At 69.1% G+C, this 15093-nt stretch carries 14 protein-coding genes and 2 pseudogenes; 5 read left to right on the top strand and 11 right to left on the bottom strand.

The window, feature by feature from the left end; translation table 11 throughout:
- Positions 1 to 21: 21 nt before the first annotated feature.
- From AB0O24_RS04590 to AB0O24_RS04575, 4 genes and pseudogenes are all read right to left on the bottom strand, one after another.
- A complete protein-coding gene (locus tag AB0O24_RS04590; protein ID WP_275800268.1) occupies positions 22 to 681 on the bottom strand; it encodes a methionine ABC transporter permease in 660 nt (219 codons plus the stop codon).
- Entirely contained in the window at positions 678 to 1706 is a 1029-nt protein-coding gene (locus AB0O24_RS04585) for a methionine ABC transporter ATP-binding protein (RefSeq protein ID WP_275800269.1), read from the bottom strand. Before AB0O24_RS04585 ends, AB0O24_RS04590 begins: the two co-directional genes overlap by 4 nt.
- Positions 1703 to 2605 carry a MetQ/NlpA family ABC transporter substrate-binding protein gene (locus tag AB0O24_RS04580; protein ID WP_275800270.1) on the bottom strand — a complete coding sequence of 301 codons (903 nt, stop codon included), beginning with the start codon at positions 2603 to 2605 and terminating at the stop codon, positions 1703 to 1705. The genes AB0O24_RS04585 and AB0O24_RS04580 overlap by 4 nt, the downstream gene beginning before the upstream one ends.
- Positions 2606 to 2907: 302 nt before the next feature.
- Positions 2908 to 3147, bottom strand: a pseudogene (locus tag AB0O24_RS04575) (2-oxo acid dehydrogenase subunit E2); the annotation flags it as partial.
- 13 nt (positions 3148 to 3160) lie between these two features.
- Here AB0O24_RS04575 and AB0O24_RS04570 point away from each other — a divergent pair.
- A complete protein-coding gene (locus AB0O24_RS04570; protein ID WP_275800271.1) occupies positions 3161 to 3487 on the top strand; it encodes a hypothetical protein in 327 nt (108 codons plus the stop codon).
- Between the two features lie 120 nt (positions 3488 to 3607).
- Here AB0O24_RS04570 and AB0O24_RS04565 read toward each other — a convergent pair whose 3' ends face one another.
- From AB0O24_RS04565 to AB0O24_RS04540, 6 genes are all read right to left on the bottom strand, one after another.
- Positions 3608 to 4837, bottom strand: coding sequence for a HipA domain-containing protein (locus AB0O24_RS04565; protein ID WP_275800272.1), 1230 nt, complete (start codon positions 4835 to 4837; stop codon positions 3608 to 3610).
- On the bottom strand, positions 4827 to 5168 hold the full coding sequence (locus tag AB0O24_RS04560; RefSeq protein WP_275800273.1) for a helix-turn-helix transcriptional regulator: 342 nt from the start codon (positions 5166 to 5168) through the stop codon (positions 4827 to 4829). The genes AB0O24_RS04565 and AB0O24_RS04560 overlap by 11 nt, the downstream gene beginning before the upstream one ends.
- Before the next feature lie 149 nt (positions 5169 to 5317).
- Positions 5318 to 6646, bottom strand: coding sequence for a dihydrolipoamide acetyltransferase family protein (locus AB0O24_RS04555; RefSeq protein WP_275800275.1), 1329 nt, complete (start codon positions 6644 to 6646; stop codon positions 5318 to 5320).
- A gap of 90 nt (positions 6647 to 6736) precedes the next feature.
- Positions 6737 to 7702, bottom strand: a complete 966-nt coding sequence (locus tag AB0O24_RS04550) for an alpha-ketoacid dehydrogenase subunit beta (RefSeq protein ID WP_081318543.1) — start codon at positions 7700 to 7702, stop codon at positions 6737 to 6739.
- Positions 7703 to 7710: 8 nt separating this feature from the next.
- Entirely contained in the window at positions 7711 to 8841 is a 1131-nt protein-coding gene (locus AB0O24_RS04545) for a thiamine pyrophosphate-dependent enzyme (RefSeq protein WP_275800276.1), read from the bottom strand.
- A 273-nt stretch (positions 8842 to 9114) separates the two neighbouring features.
- Positions 9115 to 10191: a histidinol-phosphate transaminase gene (locus tag AB0O24_RS04540; protein WP_275799946.1), complete on the bottom strand. Its 1077-nt coding sequence runs from the start codon at positions 10189 to 10191 to the stop codon at positions 9115 to 9117.
- Between the two features lie 99 nt (positions 10192 to 10290).
- Between AB0O24_RS04540 and AB0O24_RS04535 the strand changes: the two genes are divergently transcribed.
- The 4 genes from AB0O24_RS04535 to AB0O24_RS04520 all read left to right on the top strand — a co-directional run bounded on the left by AB0O24_RS04535 (position 10291) and on the right by AB0O24_RS04520 (position 14140).
- On the top strand, positions 10291 to 10695 hold the full coding sequence (locus tag AB0O24_RS04535; RefSeq protein ID WP_275799945.1) for a phage holin family protein: 405 nt from the start codon (positions 10291 to 10293) through the stop codon (positions 10693 to 10695).
- A gap of 145 nt (positions 10696 to 10840) precedes the next feature.
- Positions 10841 to 11347, top strand: a complete 507-nt coding sequence (locus tag AB0O24_RS04530) for a low molecular weight protein-tyrosine-phosphatase (RefSeq protein ID WP_275799944.1) — start codon at positions 10841 to 10843, stop codon at positions 11345 to 11347.
- 27 nt (positions 11348 to 11374) lie between these two features.
- Positions 11375 to 12754: an adenylosuccinate lyase gene (gene purB / locus AB0O24_RS04525; protein ID WP_307384131.1), complete on the top strand. Its 1380-nt coding sequence runs from the start codon at positions 11375 to 11377 to the stop codon at positions 12752 to 12754.
- Between the two features lie 345 nt (positions 12755 to 13099).
- On the top strand, positions 13100 to 14140 hold the full coding sequence (locus AB0O24_RS04520) for a zinc-dependent alcohol dehydrogenase family protein (RefSeq protein ID WP_275796056.1): 1041 nt from the start codon (positions 13100 to 13102) through the stop codon (positions 14138 to 14140).
- Between the two features lie 17 nt (positions 14141 to 14157).
- On the opposite strand, the pseudogene AB0O24_RS04515 reads toward AB0O24_RS04520, so the two are convergent.
- Positions 14158 to 15093 (bottom strand): annotated as a pseudogene (locus AB0O24_RS04515) (hypothetical protein); the annotation flags it as partial.

Genomic DNA, 15093 nt, shown 5'->3' with positions numbered 1-15093 from the left:
GCGGGCACGACCCGGCTCGGTTCAACGCCGCAGGATGCGGTGCGCGAGCGCGTTGCCGACCAGCTGACCCGCCTGCACGATCACCACGATGATCGCGACCGTGACCCACGTCGCTTGAGCGTTGAACTGCTGGTAGCCGTAGATGATCGCGAAGTTGCCGAGTCCGCCGCCGCCGATGTAGCCCGCCATCGCCGACATGTCGACGACGGCGATGAACATGAACGTGTAGCCGAGGATGAGCGGCGCGAGCGCCTCGGGGATCACCACGCCGAAGAGCACGCCGATGCGGCGCGCGCCCACGGCCCGCGCGGCCTCGACGGTGCCGGGATCGACCGCGACGAGGTTCTGCTCGACGACGCGGGCGATCACGACGGTCGCCATGATCGTGATCGGCACGATCGCGGCATCCGTCCCCAGGGTCGTCCCCGTCACCGCGCGCGTGACCGGGGCCACGGCGGTGAGGAAGATGATGAACGGGATGGGGCGGATGAGGTTGATCACGAGGTTCGCGACGAAGAAGACGACACGGTTCTCGAACAGGTTGCCGGGGCGGGTGGCGTAGAGCAGGGCGCCGATGGCGAGTCCCGCGATGCCCGAGATGAGCAGCGACACCGCGACCATGTAGACGGTCTCGCCGATCGACTGCAGCAGCACCGGCGTCAGGGTGTCCCACTTGTTCATGCGCGGGCCTCCTCGGCGTTCGGCACCACGACGTCGGTGTGGGAGCGGAGCTCGGTGACGATGGCATCCAGGCTGTCGGTGTGCACGCGGTAGGTCAGGGTGCCGAGCTGCTTGCCGAGCACGTCGGTGACGCCGCCGTAGACCACGGAGTGGCGCGCGCCGTGGCGGTGGAACACCTCGGACACGTCTTCGCTGGTGAACTCGTTGACCTCGACGCTGATCAGGTCTCCGCCGCCCGCGGCGAGCGCCGCCAGCGCCTCGCCCGACGGCACGCCCTGCGTCACCGCGGCGACGAAGCGTTTGGTCAGCTCCGCCCGCGGGTGCGCGAAGACGCGGTACGTGTCGCCGCTGTCGACCACGCGTCCGCCGTCCATGACGATGACCTGGTCGCACAGCTCGTGCACGATCGAGATCTGGTGCGTGATGACCACGATCGTGATGCCCAGGCGCCGGTTGATCTCGCGCAGCAGGTCGAGCATCTCGGCCGTGGTCTGCGGATCGAGGGCGCTCGTCGCCTCGTCGGCGAGGAGGATCCGCGGATTCGTCGCGATCGCGCGCGCGATGCCGACGCGCTGCTTCTGCCCGCCCGACAGGCGCCGGGGGTACTGCTTCGCCTTGTCGCCGATGCCGACGAAGTCGAGCAGCTCGGCGACGCGCTTGTCGCGGTCGGCCTTCTTCCACCCCGCGACCTTGAGCGGGTAGGCGACATTGGCCGCGACCGTGCGCGAGGAGAACAGGTTGAACTGCTGGAAGATCATGCCGACGCGGCGCCGCAGGTCGCGCAGCGTCGCCTCGCTGGCATCCCCCACGTTCACCCCCAGCACCTCGACGGTTCCCGAGGTGGGCTTCTCGAGGCCGTTCAGCAGGCGCACCAGAGTGGACTTGCCGGCGCCGGAGTAGCCGATGACGCCGACGATCGACCCCTCCTCCACGCTCACCGAGACGTCGTCGACGGCGGTCGTGGAGGAGCGGCGATCGGTGCGGAAGCTCTTCGTGACGCCCCGCAGCTCGATGACCGACGTCATCCCTTCTGGGCCTTGAGGGCGTCTTCGAGGCTCGTCAGCTCGTCCTGCAGCTGCGCGGCGGTCCAGTCGGCCTTGAACTGCAGGTTGCCCTGGTTGAGCTCGGTGACCGCGGCCTCGACCTCGGGCGAGTGGTACGCCTCGACGAGCTTCGCCCAGCGCGGGTCGTCCTTCTTGTCGTCGCGTGTGACGAAGGCGTTGATGTAGGGCGCGAGCTGCGGGTTGTTCAGGTCTTCCTTGAAGATGATGAGCTCGTCACCGAGCCCGCCCTTCTGCGCCTGCGTGTTGTTGACGATCGCGGCCTGGGCGCTGCCGTCCTTGAGCGCGGTGACGGTCTGGTTCGTGTCGACGGGCAGCAGCTCGACCTTGGAGGTGACGATGTCGGCCGGGGTCGACAGGGCGGTCCCGCCGTCCTTGAGCGTGAGCAGCCCCGCCGTCTGCAGGTTGAGGAGGCCCCGGGCGAGGTTGGTCGGGTTGTTCGGGATCGCGACCTTCGCACCCTCGGGCAGGTCTTTGACGTCTTTGTACTGCTCCGAGTACAGAGCGAGCGGATACACGGCGGTGGCGCCGACCGGCACGAGCGTGCCGTTGTTCTCGACGTTGAACTGCGACAGGTAGATGAGGTGCTGGAAGAGGTTCACGTCGAGCTCGCCGTCCTGCACGCCCTGGTTGAGCTGCACGCCGTCGTTGATCGTGCGCACCTCGAGGTCGATGCCCTCGTCGGCGAGCTTCTGCTTCAGCACCGTCCAGTGCGCCTCATTTCCGTCGTCGGCACCGAGGACGATGCGGGACGAGTCGTCTCCGGATGCCGCTCCTCCGGCGCACCCGGTGAGGGCGAGGAGAAGGGCTGCGGTGGAAGCGCCGAGGATCGTGGCCAGGCGTGAGGTGGTGCGTGAAGTCATAGCTCTACGTAAACAAGCGCAGGACGGATACCAAAGTCGAACCGTTAGGACCCGTAACCAGTCGTCATCCGGGGTAATCGAATCGGCACCCCGGCCGCCCCTGTGGCAGGCCGAGGCCGATGGAACGGTCCGAGTGGCCGTGCGCGGGTATCCCGCTGCCCGGCGAGCACCTCGCCCCCGCCGAGATCGCACGATCCGCACGAGCGCACGCGCACCGGCCGCGCGCGAACGCGTGATCTCAACACGATCGTGTGATCTCGGGCACGCCGCGACACGGCATCCCCCGACGGCTCGAGGAGAACTCAGTCGAGCAGCAGCGCGGGCTCCTCCAAGACGGACGCCACGTCGGCGATGAACCGCGAGATCCCGTCGCCGTCGGCCACGCGGTGATCGAACGAGCCCGACACCGTGGTCACCCAGCGCGAGCGCACCTCGCCGTCGACGAGCCACGGCTTCTGCCGGATGGCACCCAGGGCGATGATGCCGGCCTCACCGGGGTTGATGATCGGGGTGCCGGCATCCACTCCGAAGACGCCGATGTTGATAGAACGGAGAATGACCGACACGGTGTTCTGGGCAACCGTTCAAGGCGTGGGTACCGTGGTCGCCGCGGTCGCCGCCGTGATCGCACGAGTTATCGCCGCCGGCCAGCTCCGACAACTGAGCGCTTCAAATAGGCTGCTCGCCGAGTCGAACATCGCTCTCACCCGTCCGTACGTCGTCGTCGACTACGAGTTCCGGCCCTCCGCGCTTCGCGGAGGGGGAACCGGCGGTACCTCCGTCTTCATGACAGTCCGCAACGGGTGGGCAAGTACGTCGATGCGGTCGCTCACAAGATCGCGGACCTGGAGAGAACCATCCGCAGGAAACAGTCGACAGTGAAAGACACACCAAGGATCAGCCCAGCTGCGACAAAACGTCCAGGGCGGACGTGGGAGCGGCGTCGAGTACTCCGAGGGAGGGATGGCGGTTCTCAGCCCTCCTGATCCATAGCCGAAGCGCTCACCCGAGATCGAAGAACGCGGCTCGCGGCAGCAGCTGCCGCGCTTCGAGGGACTCGCGGTCAGCACGGGTCAAACGCGCCGCGTCAGCGGCATCCGCCCAGTTAGCCCGGATCCTCTCGACCAGTCCGTCCACGATGTCGCGCGCCTCATGCGCACGCAGACCGTAGATCTCCGACTCAGCGATCAGCGCGCCGAAGTTCGAGACCCGCGCAGCGTCATCCCCTCGCCCGTAAGCCATCGCCTGAGCGAACGAGTCGCCGGACCTGTTTCCCGGCGCCAGGTCATACACGGGTGTGAGCTCGAGATGACTGCCGTCCCAAAACGCCGCATGGTTGCGGGCGTGATCGTCGTTGTTGCTGATGGCGATGTTGAACGCGATACGACGGAAGAGTTCCGGACCCGGTCGCGTCGCATCCGTCGCGTACTCACGCAAGACGTCGAGAATCTGCGGATACGAGACATAACGCGCATACATCTCATCCGTCTGCGCCATGGTGAGCCCGGACACCACGTGGCGTCGGCCGCCGTGCCCGTCGCGATCGAACCGCTTGACGAGAAGCACCTCCTTACCCAGGGACCGGACCACCTTGGTGGCGGGCACGTCCAATCCGGCCCGACGAGCGAGTTCCAACATCGCAGCCTCCGCGTTCACGACCGAGAAAACCCGATCGTCAGACGAAGAGAACTTGGCGAGCCACTCCTCGCCGTTTTCGTCGGTGAGTGATGCCTTGGGGCGTGCACCGCCGAGGCTCGTCCCGTGAATGAGGGCAGCATCCAGCGACGGGGAGAGGTCTTCGCCGTGGTCGAGGCGCTGAGCAGCGTCGTGCAGCTCATCGAGGGTGGCGGAATCATCGCGCGGAACGTACTCCTCACGCGACCGCTGGAAGTCGAGTGCCCCGAACCGGTTGGAGCTCGAATCGATCATGTAGTCGAGTTCCGACAACGAGTTCGGTGCGACCCCGCGCCGACGCTCGATGACGCCGCGCCCCCACCGATCGGGGCTGCCGTCGCGAAGGACACCGGCGATGGTCAGGCCTTCCCGCGGATCCTGCAGACCAGGAACGAGCGGAAGTTCCGGGGCGTAAAGACTGATCGCATCGGGTCGCCTCCGGTAGTTCGCGCCGTAGATGAACCGCAGGAGCGGACCATCCTGCTCGATGCGACCGGCGACGACGGGATCGGCGTGACCCGGAAGCCATGTCCACACGTACAACTCGTCAGAAGTCATCGTCCGCGACCTCGTTGAGCGGCCTCCGCACGCGTTGCGGGAGCAGCGCCAGCATCTCCTCGCCGCGACGGCGTCGTAAGGCGATCTCCGCGCGGTCCTCGAGACCGAAGAGCGGAATGCCCACGAGGTCGGCGAGATCGACCATCGTCCCGACGGCGGTCCCCGGGCTCCCCGCCTCCGCCGCAGCGACAGTGCGGTCGGAGACATTGGCACGCGCAGCCAATTCGGCGAGGCTCCACCCGCGGTCGATCCGCCCCTGACGGATCACCTGGCCCCACACCGCCAGCGCGTCTCGCACGTGTGGTCGAAGGGGAACCGTGCGCTTCGCCATGACTGACCTCATTAAAGTGAGTATTAAACGCTTTAATACGAACTTTATTGTAGGACCAGATCAGATTCCAGTCTCGTTTGCACATCACGCGACCGGGCCACGCCGTGCTCGACGCGGAGGAACTGCCGGGGCCCGGCCCGATCCGAGCCTCAGTCGAGCAGCAGCGCCGGCTCCTCCAGAACGGATGCCACATCCGCGATGAACCGCGAGATCCCGTCGCCGTCGACCACGCGGTGATCGAACGAGCCCGACACCGTGGTCACCCAGCGGGGGCGTACCTCGCCGTCGACGACCCACGGCTTCTGTCGGATCGCGCCGAGGGCGATGATGCCGGCCTCGCCGGGGTTGAGGATCGGGGTGCCGGCATCCACTCCGAACACGCCGATGTTCGTGATCGTGAAGGTGCCGCCGACCTGATCGGCGGGGCTCGTCTTGCCTTCGCGGGCCGTCAGGGTGAGGTTCTCGAGCGCCTTCGCGAGCTCGCGGGTGTTCATCGCCTGCGCGTCCTTGATGTTCGGCACGAGGAGGCCGCGGGGGGTGGCGGCAGCGATGCCGAGGTTGACGTAGTGGCGCACCGAGATCTGCGCGCCGTCCTCGGTGTCGACCCAGGCGGCGTTGATCATCGGCGTGCGGCGCAGAGCCCAGATCACCGCGCGGGCCATGATCAGCAGCGGCGAGATCTTCACGTCGGCGAAGTCTGGCGAGGCCTTGAGACGCTTGACGAGCTCCATCGTGCGCGAGGCGTCGACATCGACCCACACCGACACGTGCGGGGCCGAGTACGCGCTCGAGGTCATCGCGTTCGCGGTGGCTTTGCGGACGCCGCGGACGGGGATCGACTCCTCGCGGGCATCGGCGGCGGGGACGGATGCCACGGGCGCGGGCGCCGCGGGAGCGGGGACCGGGATCGTCTCCTCACGCACCTCTCCCCACGCGGGCGTCTCGATGTTGCGGAAGACGCTCGCCTGCTCGGCGTGCTTCACGACGTCGTCGCGCGTCACCTCGCCGGCGGGACCGCTCGGCGTCACGGCCGAGAGGTCGACGCCGAGGTCGCGCGCGAGCTTGCGGATCGGGGGCTTGGCGACCACTCCGACGGATGCCTTCACCGGACGTTCGGCGGGCTTGCGCCGGCGTGACGACACCGCGCCACCCGTGCCGTATCCCACGAGCACGGCCCCGCCGGGGTCGCTGGGCTCGGGAACGGTGACGGGCTCCGCGGGCGTCGGGGTGCCGGCATCCGTCGATCCGATCGTGATGATCGGGGCACCGACCTCGACCGTGGCCCCCTCGGAGGCGAGGAGCTCGCCGACCGTGCCCGCGTAGGGCGAGGGCAACTCGACGAGCGACTTCGCCGTCTCGATCTCGACGATCACGTCGTTGACCGCGACGGTGTCGCCGGGGGCGACGCGCCACTGCACGATCTCGGCCTCGGTGAGGCCCTCTCCGACGTCGGGGAGAACGAAGGTCTGCTCGGTCACGGTGTGTCCTTTGCTCGGGAGCCAGCTTGCCACCGGCGGTGCCGCAACGGAATGATCCGGCGGCGGGAGGGCCTCACGGCCGGGAGGGTGTCAGTAAGCGAGAGACCGGTCGACGGCCTCGAGGATGCGGTCGGCGTCGGGCAGGTAGGTGCCCTCGAGCTTCGCGGGCGGGAAGGGCACATCGAAGCCCGACACGCGCAGCACGGGCGCCTCGAGCGCGAAGAACGCCTTCTCCATCACGGTCGCGGCGATCTCGGAACCGAGCGAGGTGAAGCCCGGCGCCTCTTGCGCGTAGACCATGCGGCCCGTGCGGCGGATCGAATCGAGCAGAGGACCGTAGTCGACGGGAGACAGCGAACGCAGGTCGATGACCTCGCAGCTCGTGCCCTCGCTCTCGGCGAGCGCGGCCGCCTGCAGGAGGGTCGTGACCATGGCGCCGTGGCCCACGAGGGTCACGTCGGTGCCGCGCCGGACGATGCGGCTCGCGTGCAGCGGCAGGGCGGGGGCGTCGAGGTCGACCTCGCCCTTCTGCCAGTACTTCGCCTTCGGCTCGAGGAAGATGACCGGATCGGGCGAGGCGATGGCCTGCTGCATCATCCAGTACGCGTCGTTCGCGTTCGAGGGGCTGACCACGCGCAGACCGGCCGTGTGCGTGAAGTACGCCTCGGGGCTCTCCTGGTGGTGCTCGACCGCGCCGATGTGCCCGCCGTACGGGATGCGGATGACGACGGGCATGCGCACGCCACCCTCGTGACGGTTCGTGATCTTCGCGAGCTGCGAGGTGATCTGGTCGAAGGCCGGGAAGACGAAGCCGTCGAACTGGATCTCGAGCACGGGCTTGAACCCGCCCATCGCGAGGCCGATCGCGGTCCCGACGATGCCGGACTCGGCGAGGGGCGAGTCGATGACGCGGCGGGGTCCGAAGTCCTTCTGCAGACCCTCGGTCACGCGGAAGACGCCGCCGAGCGGGCCGATGTCCTCGCCCATGAGCAGGACGCGGTCGTCGGTCTCGAGCGCGCGGCGGAGACCCGCGTTCAGCGCGCGGCTGATCGGCATGTTCTCGGTCACTGCGCGCCCCCTTCCATCGACGCCTCGTAGTCGTCGAGCCAGCGCTGCTCCTCCTGGATCAGCGCGTGCGCCTCGGAGTACACGCTCTCGAACATGTGCGCGCGGGGGATCGTGCCGAGCTCGTTCGTGCGCACACGCACGTCGTCGGCGAGCGCGGCACCCTCGGCATCCGCGTCGTCGAAGAACTGCTGCGACGCACCGCGGGCCTCGAGGAACGCGCGCATGCGGGCGATCGGATCGCGACGGCCCCACGACTGCTCCTCGTCGGAGGTCCGGTACTTGGTCGGGTCGTCGCTCGTGGTGTGCGCGCCCATGCGGTACGTCATCGCCTCGATCGCGCGGGGGCCGCCGCCGGCACGGGCCTCGTCGAGGGCGAGCTTCGACACGGCGTAGCTGGCGAGCACGTCGTTGCCGTCGACCTGGACGCTCGGGATGCCGTATCCCTCACCGCGCTTGTACAGCGGCGAGCGCGACTGCGTGGCGACCGGGACGGAGATGGCCCACTGGTTGTTCTGGAGGAAGAAGACCTCGGGGGTCTGGAAGCTCGCGGCGAAGACCATGGCCTCGTGCACGTCGCCCTGGCTGGACGCGCCGTCGCCGTAGTAGACGATGACCGCTTCGTCGCGCTCGGGGTCTCCGGTGCCGCACTTTCCGTCGAACACCAGCCCCATGCCGAGGCCCGTCGCGTGCAGCGTCTGCGCACCGAGCACGAGCGTGTAGATGTGGGTGTTGCCGTTCTTGGGGTCGGACGGATCCCAGCCGCCGTGCGTGAGGCCGCGCATCAGTCGGATGATGTCGAGCGGGTCGACGCCACGGATGCGGGTGACCACGTGCTCGCGGTACGAGGGGAAGATGTGGTCCTGCGTGCGAGCCGCACGCGCGGAGCCGACCTGGGCGGCCTCCTGACCGAAGGACGGCGGCCACAGGGCGAGCTGGCCCTGGCGCTGCAGGTTGGTGGCCTGCACGTCGAACGCGCGGATCGAGACCATGTCGCGGTAGAACGTCTCGATTTCGGCGTCGGTCAGCGCGTCGATGAGCGGCAGGTAGCGCTCGGCCGCGGGCGTGGGCGCCATCGTGCCGTCGGCTGCCAGAACGCGCACGAGAGCGGGGTCGTCGAGCGGGGTCATGCTCCCACGCTAATGCTCGCCCTATGCCGGGGACCGCATGAGGTGAACAATGGATGCCGGGATTCGGCATCCATCATCCACAAAGCGGCGCGGTCGTGGGCCCGGTCCCTTCGACAAGCTCAGGGACCTCCCGCGGACCGCCGGAGCCCCCGCGTCGCCTCTACGAGCTCGGGGACGCGGACCTTCCGCGAGGTGGCTGAGCTTGTCGAAGCCACCGGAGCACCGCGGGTACCGGGCCCTTCGACAAGCTCAGGGACCTGTGCCGCCGGGGGGTCAGCGCGGAGCCGTGGCGGCTGCCACCTCGACGATGCGGTCGAGCGACTCCTCTTCGCCGATCGAGATCCGCACGCCGTCGCCGGCGAAGGGACGCACCACGAGACCGGCCTCCTCGAACGCCGTGGCGACCTCGAGCGCGCGGTCTCCCGCGGGGAGCCACACGAAGTTGCCCTGGGCGTCGGGCACCGGCCACCCGGCATCGCGGAGGCGGGCGACGAGACGGTCGCGGCGCTCGGCGATGACGCGGACGCGCTCCAGGAGCTCGGACTCGGCGGCGAGGCTCGCGAGCGCGGCCTCTTCGGCCGCGGCCGTGACCGACAGCGGGATCGCGGTGCTGCGCGCGGCGTCGAGAACCCGCGTGTGCCCGATCGCGTAGCCGACGCGGAGGCCCGCCAGACCGTAGGCCTTGCTGAAGGTGCGGAGCACGACGATGTTCGGTCGGGCGATGATCGCGCGCACGCGGTCGCCCTCGACCGAGGAGGGGTCGGTCACGAACTCGGCGTACGCCTCGTCGAGCACGATCAGCACATCGGCGGGCACGGCCTCGACGAACGCGGCGAAGTCGTCGTGGGTGACGGTGGGGCCCGTGGGGTTGTTCGGGCTGCACACGATGACCAGGCGCGTGCGCTCGGTGATGGCCGCGGCCATCGCGGGCAGGTCGTGGCGGAAGTCCTCGGTCAAGGGCACCTGCACGCTCGTGGCTCCGGCGACGGCGACGAGCGAGGGGTAGGCCTCGAACGAGCGCCAGGCGTAAACGACCTCGTCGCCCGGTCCCGAGGTCGCGAGAAGCAGCTGCGCGAGCAGAGACACGCTACCGGCACCGATGTGCACGTCGTCGGGCGAGACGCCGTGGCGCGCGGCGAGACGTTCGCGGAGGCGGGCGGCCGTGGCATCCGGATACCGGTTGATGCCGGACGCCCCCTGGATGGCCTCGAGAACACCGGGGAGCGGGTCGAAGGGGTTCTCGTTGCTCGACAGCTTGAACGCGTCGGCGCTGGCCTGACGGCCCTGACGGTACGCCGGCAGGGCGGCGATCTCGGGGCGGATTCGGGGGAGGACCGGCTCTTCACTCACCCCGCGAGCCTAATCGCGGGGGCCTGTCGCGCGTCAGTCCCCCGTGGCATCCGCCGCAAGCCCCTGACGAGAGGTGACGCCCCGTGCCAGGGTGGGGGCATGCGCTTCGTCGTCCGCGTCGCCGTCAACGCCTTCGCCATCTGGATCGTCACGCTGCTGCCCGCCCTGCAGGTGCGGCTGATCCCCTTCGCGCCCGGAGAGTGGCTGCAGGTCGCCCTCACCCTGCTGCTCGTGGGGCTCATCTTCGCCCTGGTGAACACGATCGTCGGGACCGTCGTCAAGATCGTCGCGATCCCGCTGTACATCCTCACGCTCGGGCTCATCTCGCTCGTGATCAACGGCTTCCTGCTGTGGCTGACCGCCGTCATCACCGCGAACTGGAACTGGGGTCTGCGCACGGGCGAGTTCTGGTTGACGGTCGTGGCGGCACTGCTGATCGGCATCATCAACGCCGTGCTCGGCGGCATCCTGCGTCCGCGTCGAGACGAACGTTCACGACGCTGACGCGGTGAGTCCGCCTCGCACCGCCGAGGTCCCTGAGCCCGTCGAAGGGACCGGGACGCGAATCCCCCGGAGGCTTCGACGAGCTCAGCCTCCCCCGGAGGAATCGGCGCGTGCGGTCGCGGCGCTTCAGCGCCATGATGGAGGGATGACCGCGAGTGCCGACGCGCCCTTCCGCGTCGTGTTCGTGTGCAGCGGCAACATCTGTCGCTCCCCCATGGCCGATGTGGTCTTCCGTCATCTCGCCGATTCCTCGGGCCTCGGCCCGCGTGTCGCCTCGTCGTCGGCCGGTACCGGCGACTGGCACGTCGGCGAACGCGCCGACCACCGCACCCTCGCAGCTCTGGAGCGTCTGGGGTACGACGGCGCGGCGCATCGCGCGCGGCAGTTCCAGTACGCCGATTTCGAGCGCAACGACCTGGTCGTCGCGCTCGACCGCAGCCACGAACGCGTCCTGCGCGGCTGGGCCCGCGACGACGACGCCGCCGACAAGATCGCCCTGCTGCAGTCGTTCGTTCCGGATGCCGAGACCCTCGACGTCCCCGACCCGTACTACGCCGGCCCCCCGATGTTCGACGAGGTGCTCGGTATGATCGAGAGTGCCTGCCGCGCCCTGTTCCGGCAGCTCGAGCCCGCCATCCGTTCCGCGGGCTGACCCCTTCGCGCGACCCCCGGGAGACCCGTGTCCGCTCTGCCTCCGCAGCCCCTCAGCCCGCTCGACGGCCGGTACTTCGGCACCGTCGCAGAAATCGGCGACTATCTGTCGGAGGCGGGCCTGAACCGCGCCCGCGTCGAGGTCGAGGTCGAGTGGCTCCTGGCCCTCACCGACCGTTCGCTGTTCGGTACCTCGCCGGTGTCCGACGCCGACCGGGCGAAGCTCCGTGCCCTGTACGAGGAGTTCGGCGCCGACGAGATCGCCTGGCTCAAAGAGAAAGAGGCGGTGACGCGCCACGACGTCAAGGCCGTCGAGTACCTCGTGCGCGACCGCCTCGACAGCCTCGGACTCACCGCCCTGGCCGAGCTCACGCACTTCGCGTGCACGAGCGAAGACATCAACTCCACCGCCTACGCCCTGACCGTGAAGCGGGCCGTCGAGCGTGTGTGGCTGCCAAAGCTCCGCGCCGTCACCGTGGCCCTCGCCGAGCTCGCGGTGAAGCACCGCGACGCCGCGATGCTCTCGCGCACGCACGGCCAGCCCGCGACGCCCACGACGATGGGCAAAGAGATCGGCGTGTTCGCGTGGCGCCTCGAGCGCGTCATCCGTCAGCTGGATGCCGGGGAGTACCTCGCGAAGTTCTCCGGCGCGACCGGCACCTGGTCGGCGCACGTCGCCGCCGAGCCCGACGTCGACTGGCCCGCCCTGACCCGCGAGTTCATCGAGTCGCTCGGTCTCGGGTTCAACCCCGTCACGACGCAGATCGAGTCGCACGACTGGCAGGTCGAGCTCTACGACCGCGCGCGCCACGCGGGTGGCATCCTGCACAACCTCGCCACCGACATCTGGACCTACATCTCGCTCGGGTACTTCACGCAGATCCCCGTCGCGGGAGCCACCGGCTCGTCGACGATGCCGCACAAGATCAACCCGATCCGCTTCGAGAACGCCGAGGCGAACCTCGAGATCGCCGGTGGACTGTTCAGCACCCTGGCATCCACCCTCGTGACGAGCCGGATGCAGCGCGACCTGACCGACTCGACGACGCAACGCAACATCGGCGTCGCGTTCGGCCACTCGCTGCTCGCGCTCGACAACCTGCAGCGCGGCCTCACCGAGATCTCGCTCGCCGAGGACGTGCTGCTGGCCGACCTCGACGTGAACTGGGAGGTGCTCGCCGAGGCGATCCAGACCGTGGTGCGCGCCGAGATCGCCGCCGGTCGCTCGACGATCACCGACCCGTACGCGCTGCTGAAGGACCTCACGCGCGGTCGCCGCGTCGGCGCCCCCGAGCTGGCCGAGTTCGTGCGCGGCCTCGACATCGGGGATGCCGCGAAGGAGCGCCTGCTCGCCCTGACCCCCGCCGCCTACGCGGGCCTGGCGTCGCGGGTGGTCGACTCTCTCTGACTCGACCGGCGCATCGCGCCGAGGCGCGCCTCGGTGCGAAACTCCTGAGAAACCGGGGCGTGGACCGGCAACTGGCGAGCCGCGGGGCCGTCGCGGGCCGCTTCTCAGGAGGTCTGCACGCCGCGCACGGCCGCCCGTCCCTCAAGACACACAGCCCGGCGACGACCCTGCCACCGCCCCGGCCGGTGCGAAACTCCTGAGAGATCGACCGGCGGTGCGCGCAGGCCCGCGGACTTCTGCGGGCCGAGCCTCACGGGCCGTGACTTTTCAGGAGTTTCGCACGCCGCCACACGGTCACGGCCACAGAAGGCGGCCGCCCCGAGCGAGGGCGGAAGAATGGATGCCATGCGCGCGATGATCATGGACGCCCTGGCCGCACCCCTCGAGGTGCGCGACGTCGAGGCCCCGACCGCTCCGGACGGCGGGGTCGTGGTCGAGGTGCACGCGACCGGGCTCTGCAAGAGCGACTGGCACGCGTGGGTCGGGCATGACGACGTCTCGCTCCCCCACGTTCCCGGGCACGAGCTGGCGGGCGTCATCGTCGAGGTCGGCGCGGGCGTTCAGCGGTGGAGCGTCGGCGACCGCGTCACCGTGCCGTTCGTGATGGGCTGCGGGGCGTGCGAGTGGTGCCTCGCGGGCGACGCGCAGGTGTGCCCCGACCAGCAGCAGCCCGGGTTCACGCAGTGGGGCTCGTTCGCCGAGCGGGTCGTCCTGCGCGCGGCCGACACGAACGTCGTGCGGATCCCCGACGGCGTCTCTTTCGAGGCGGCTGCGGCGCTCGGATGCCGCTTCGCCACGGCGTACCGCGCCCTGACCGGCCGCGCCCGCGTACAGGCGGGCGAGTGGATCACGGTCGTCGGGGCCGGCGGGGTGGGCCTCAGCGCGGTGATGATCGGGGTCGCCCTCGGCGCGCGCGTGATCGTCGTCGATCGCACGCCCGCGGCTCTCGAGGCGGCCGCTCGCCTCGGCGCCGAGCACACGCTTCTCGCCGACGGGTCCGACATCGCCGCCGTGGTGCACGAGATCACCGGCGGCGGGAGCCACGTCGCCGTCGACGCGGTCGGCAGCGCTCAGACCTCGCGCGACGCGGTGCTGAGCCTGCGCCGGCGGGGACGCCACGTGCAGATCGGGCTGCTGCCCACGGCCGACGGGATGACCCCGATGCCGATGGCGCGCGTCATCGCGTGGGAGCTCGACCTCCTGGGCAGCCACGGCATGGCAGCGGTCGACTATCCCGAGATGCTCTCGCTGATCGAGAGCGGTGCGCTGCGCCCGCACGACCTGATCGAGCGCGTCATCGGGCTGCGCGAGGCGGCGACCCTGCTCCCCGGCATGGACACGGCCTCACCGGCGGGCATGACGATGATCGATCCGCGGCGGGACTGACCCGCGCGACCCAGCGGTCATCGCTTGACGATCGAGGTCGCTGCGCTCGTCTTCGTCACGGCGGCGTAGCCAGTACGTGTCCCCGTGACGCGGACCGTGATCCTGGATCCGGCGTCCGCTGCCACAAGCGTGTACGACTTCGACGTCGCGCCGCGGACAGTCTTGCCGTCTCGCAACCACTGATATGCGAACGAGGCCCTCGGAGACCACGTCCCCGTCTTCGCAGAGAGGGTTGCGCCGACCTTCACCGTTCCCGAGATGGTCGGAGTCGGTGTGGATGCGAATGTCCGTGCGGGCACCGAGACGGGCGCACTCGTGCGAGAGACGGCTATCAATCCCGGCGACTCCGCCGTGACGGTGACCGAGATCGACTTCTGTGCGTCCGCGTCCACCACCGGGTAGCTCGCCGCCGTCGCGCCCGGGATACTCTGGCCGTTCCGTAGCCACTGGTACCGCAGCGACACGGTGCCCGGGTACCAGCCGGACGACGCGACCGTCAGAGTAGTACCGATAGCTGGCCTGCCCTGGACCCGTGGATCAGCTGAAGACGAAACGACCGCTGCGCCATTCGCCCAATCGGGCTTCCCGTAGCCCTTCAGCCACTCCGCCCCCGAGAAACCCGTCGACGTCGACAGCAATACTTGGGCCGCGCCGTTATGGTTCCACGCCTCATACCAGGCGAGATCAGACTTCCCATCACCGTTGAAGTCACCGACACCCGCCCAGTCCGGCTTACCGTAACCAGTCAACCACGTGGAACTCGAGAATCCCGACCCATTCGACAACAGCACCTTGACACCGTTGTTGTTCCACGCCTCGTACCAGGCGAGATCCGACTTCCCATCACCGTTGAAGTCGCCGACACCCGCCCAGTCCGGCTTACCGTAACCAGTCAACCACGTGGAACTCGAGAATCCCGACCCATTCGACAACAGCACCTTGACACCGTTGTT

The sequence above is a fragment of the Microbacterium sp. NPDC086615 genome, assembly GCF_040686055.1.
Lineage (GTDB): Bacteria > Actinomycetota > Actinomycetes > Actinomycetales > Microbacteriaceae > Microbacterium.
This window is presented reverse-complemented; position numbering and strand designations above follow the sequence as displayed.

Bases quoted from the DNA above. Each gene is read 5' to 3' on its own strand.
- AB0O24_RS04590 (WP_275800268.1), bottom strand. From the start codon at position 681: ATGAACAAGTGGGACACCCTGACGCCGGTGCTGCTGCAGTCGATCGGC.
- AB0O24_RS04585 (WP_275800269.1), bottom strand. From the start codon at position 1,706: ATGACGTCGGTCATCGAGCTGCGGGGCGTCACGAAGAGCTTCCGCACC.
- AB0O24_RS04580 (WP_275800270.1), bottom strand. From the start codon at position 2,605: ATGACTTCACGCACCACCTCACGCCTGGCCACGATCCTCGGCGCTTCC.
- AB0O24_RS04570 (WP_275800271.1), top strand. From the start codon at position 3,161: ATGACCGACACGGTGTTCTGGGCAACCGTTCAAGGCGTGGGTACCGTG.
- AB0O24_RS04565 (WP_275800272.1), bottom strand. From the start codon at position 4,837: ATGACTTCTGACGAGTTGTACGTGTGGACATGGCTTCCGGGTCACGCC.
- AB0O24_RS04560 (WP_275800273.1), bottom strand. From the start codon at position 5,168: ATGGCGAAGCGCACGGTTCCCCTTCGACCACACGTGCGAGACGCGCTG.
- AB0O24_RS04550 (WP_081318543.1), bottom strand. From the start codon at position 7,702: ATGCCGATCAGCCGCGCGCTGAACGCGGGTCTCCGCCGCGCGCTCGAG.
- AB0O24_RS04545 (WP_275800276.1), bottom strand. From the start codon at position 8,841: ATGACCCCGCTCGACGACCCCGCTCTCGTGCGCGTTCTGGCAGCCGAC.
- AB0O24_RS04535 (WP_275799945.1), top strand. From the start codon at position 10,291: ATGCGCTTCGTCGTCCGCGTCGCCGTCAACGCCTTCGCCATCTGGATC.
- AB0O24_RS04530 (WP_275799944.1), top strand. From the start codon at position 10,841: ATGACCGCGAGTGCCGACGCGCCCTTCCGCGTCGTGTTCGTGTGCAGC.
- AB0O24_RS04520 (WP_275796056.1), top strand. From the start codon at position 13,100: ATGCGCGCGATGATCATGGACGCCCTGGCCGCACCCCTCGAGGTGCGC.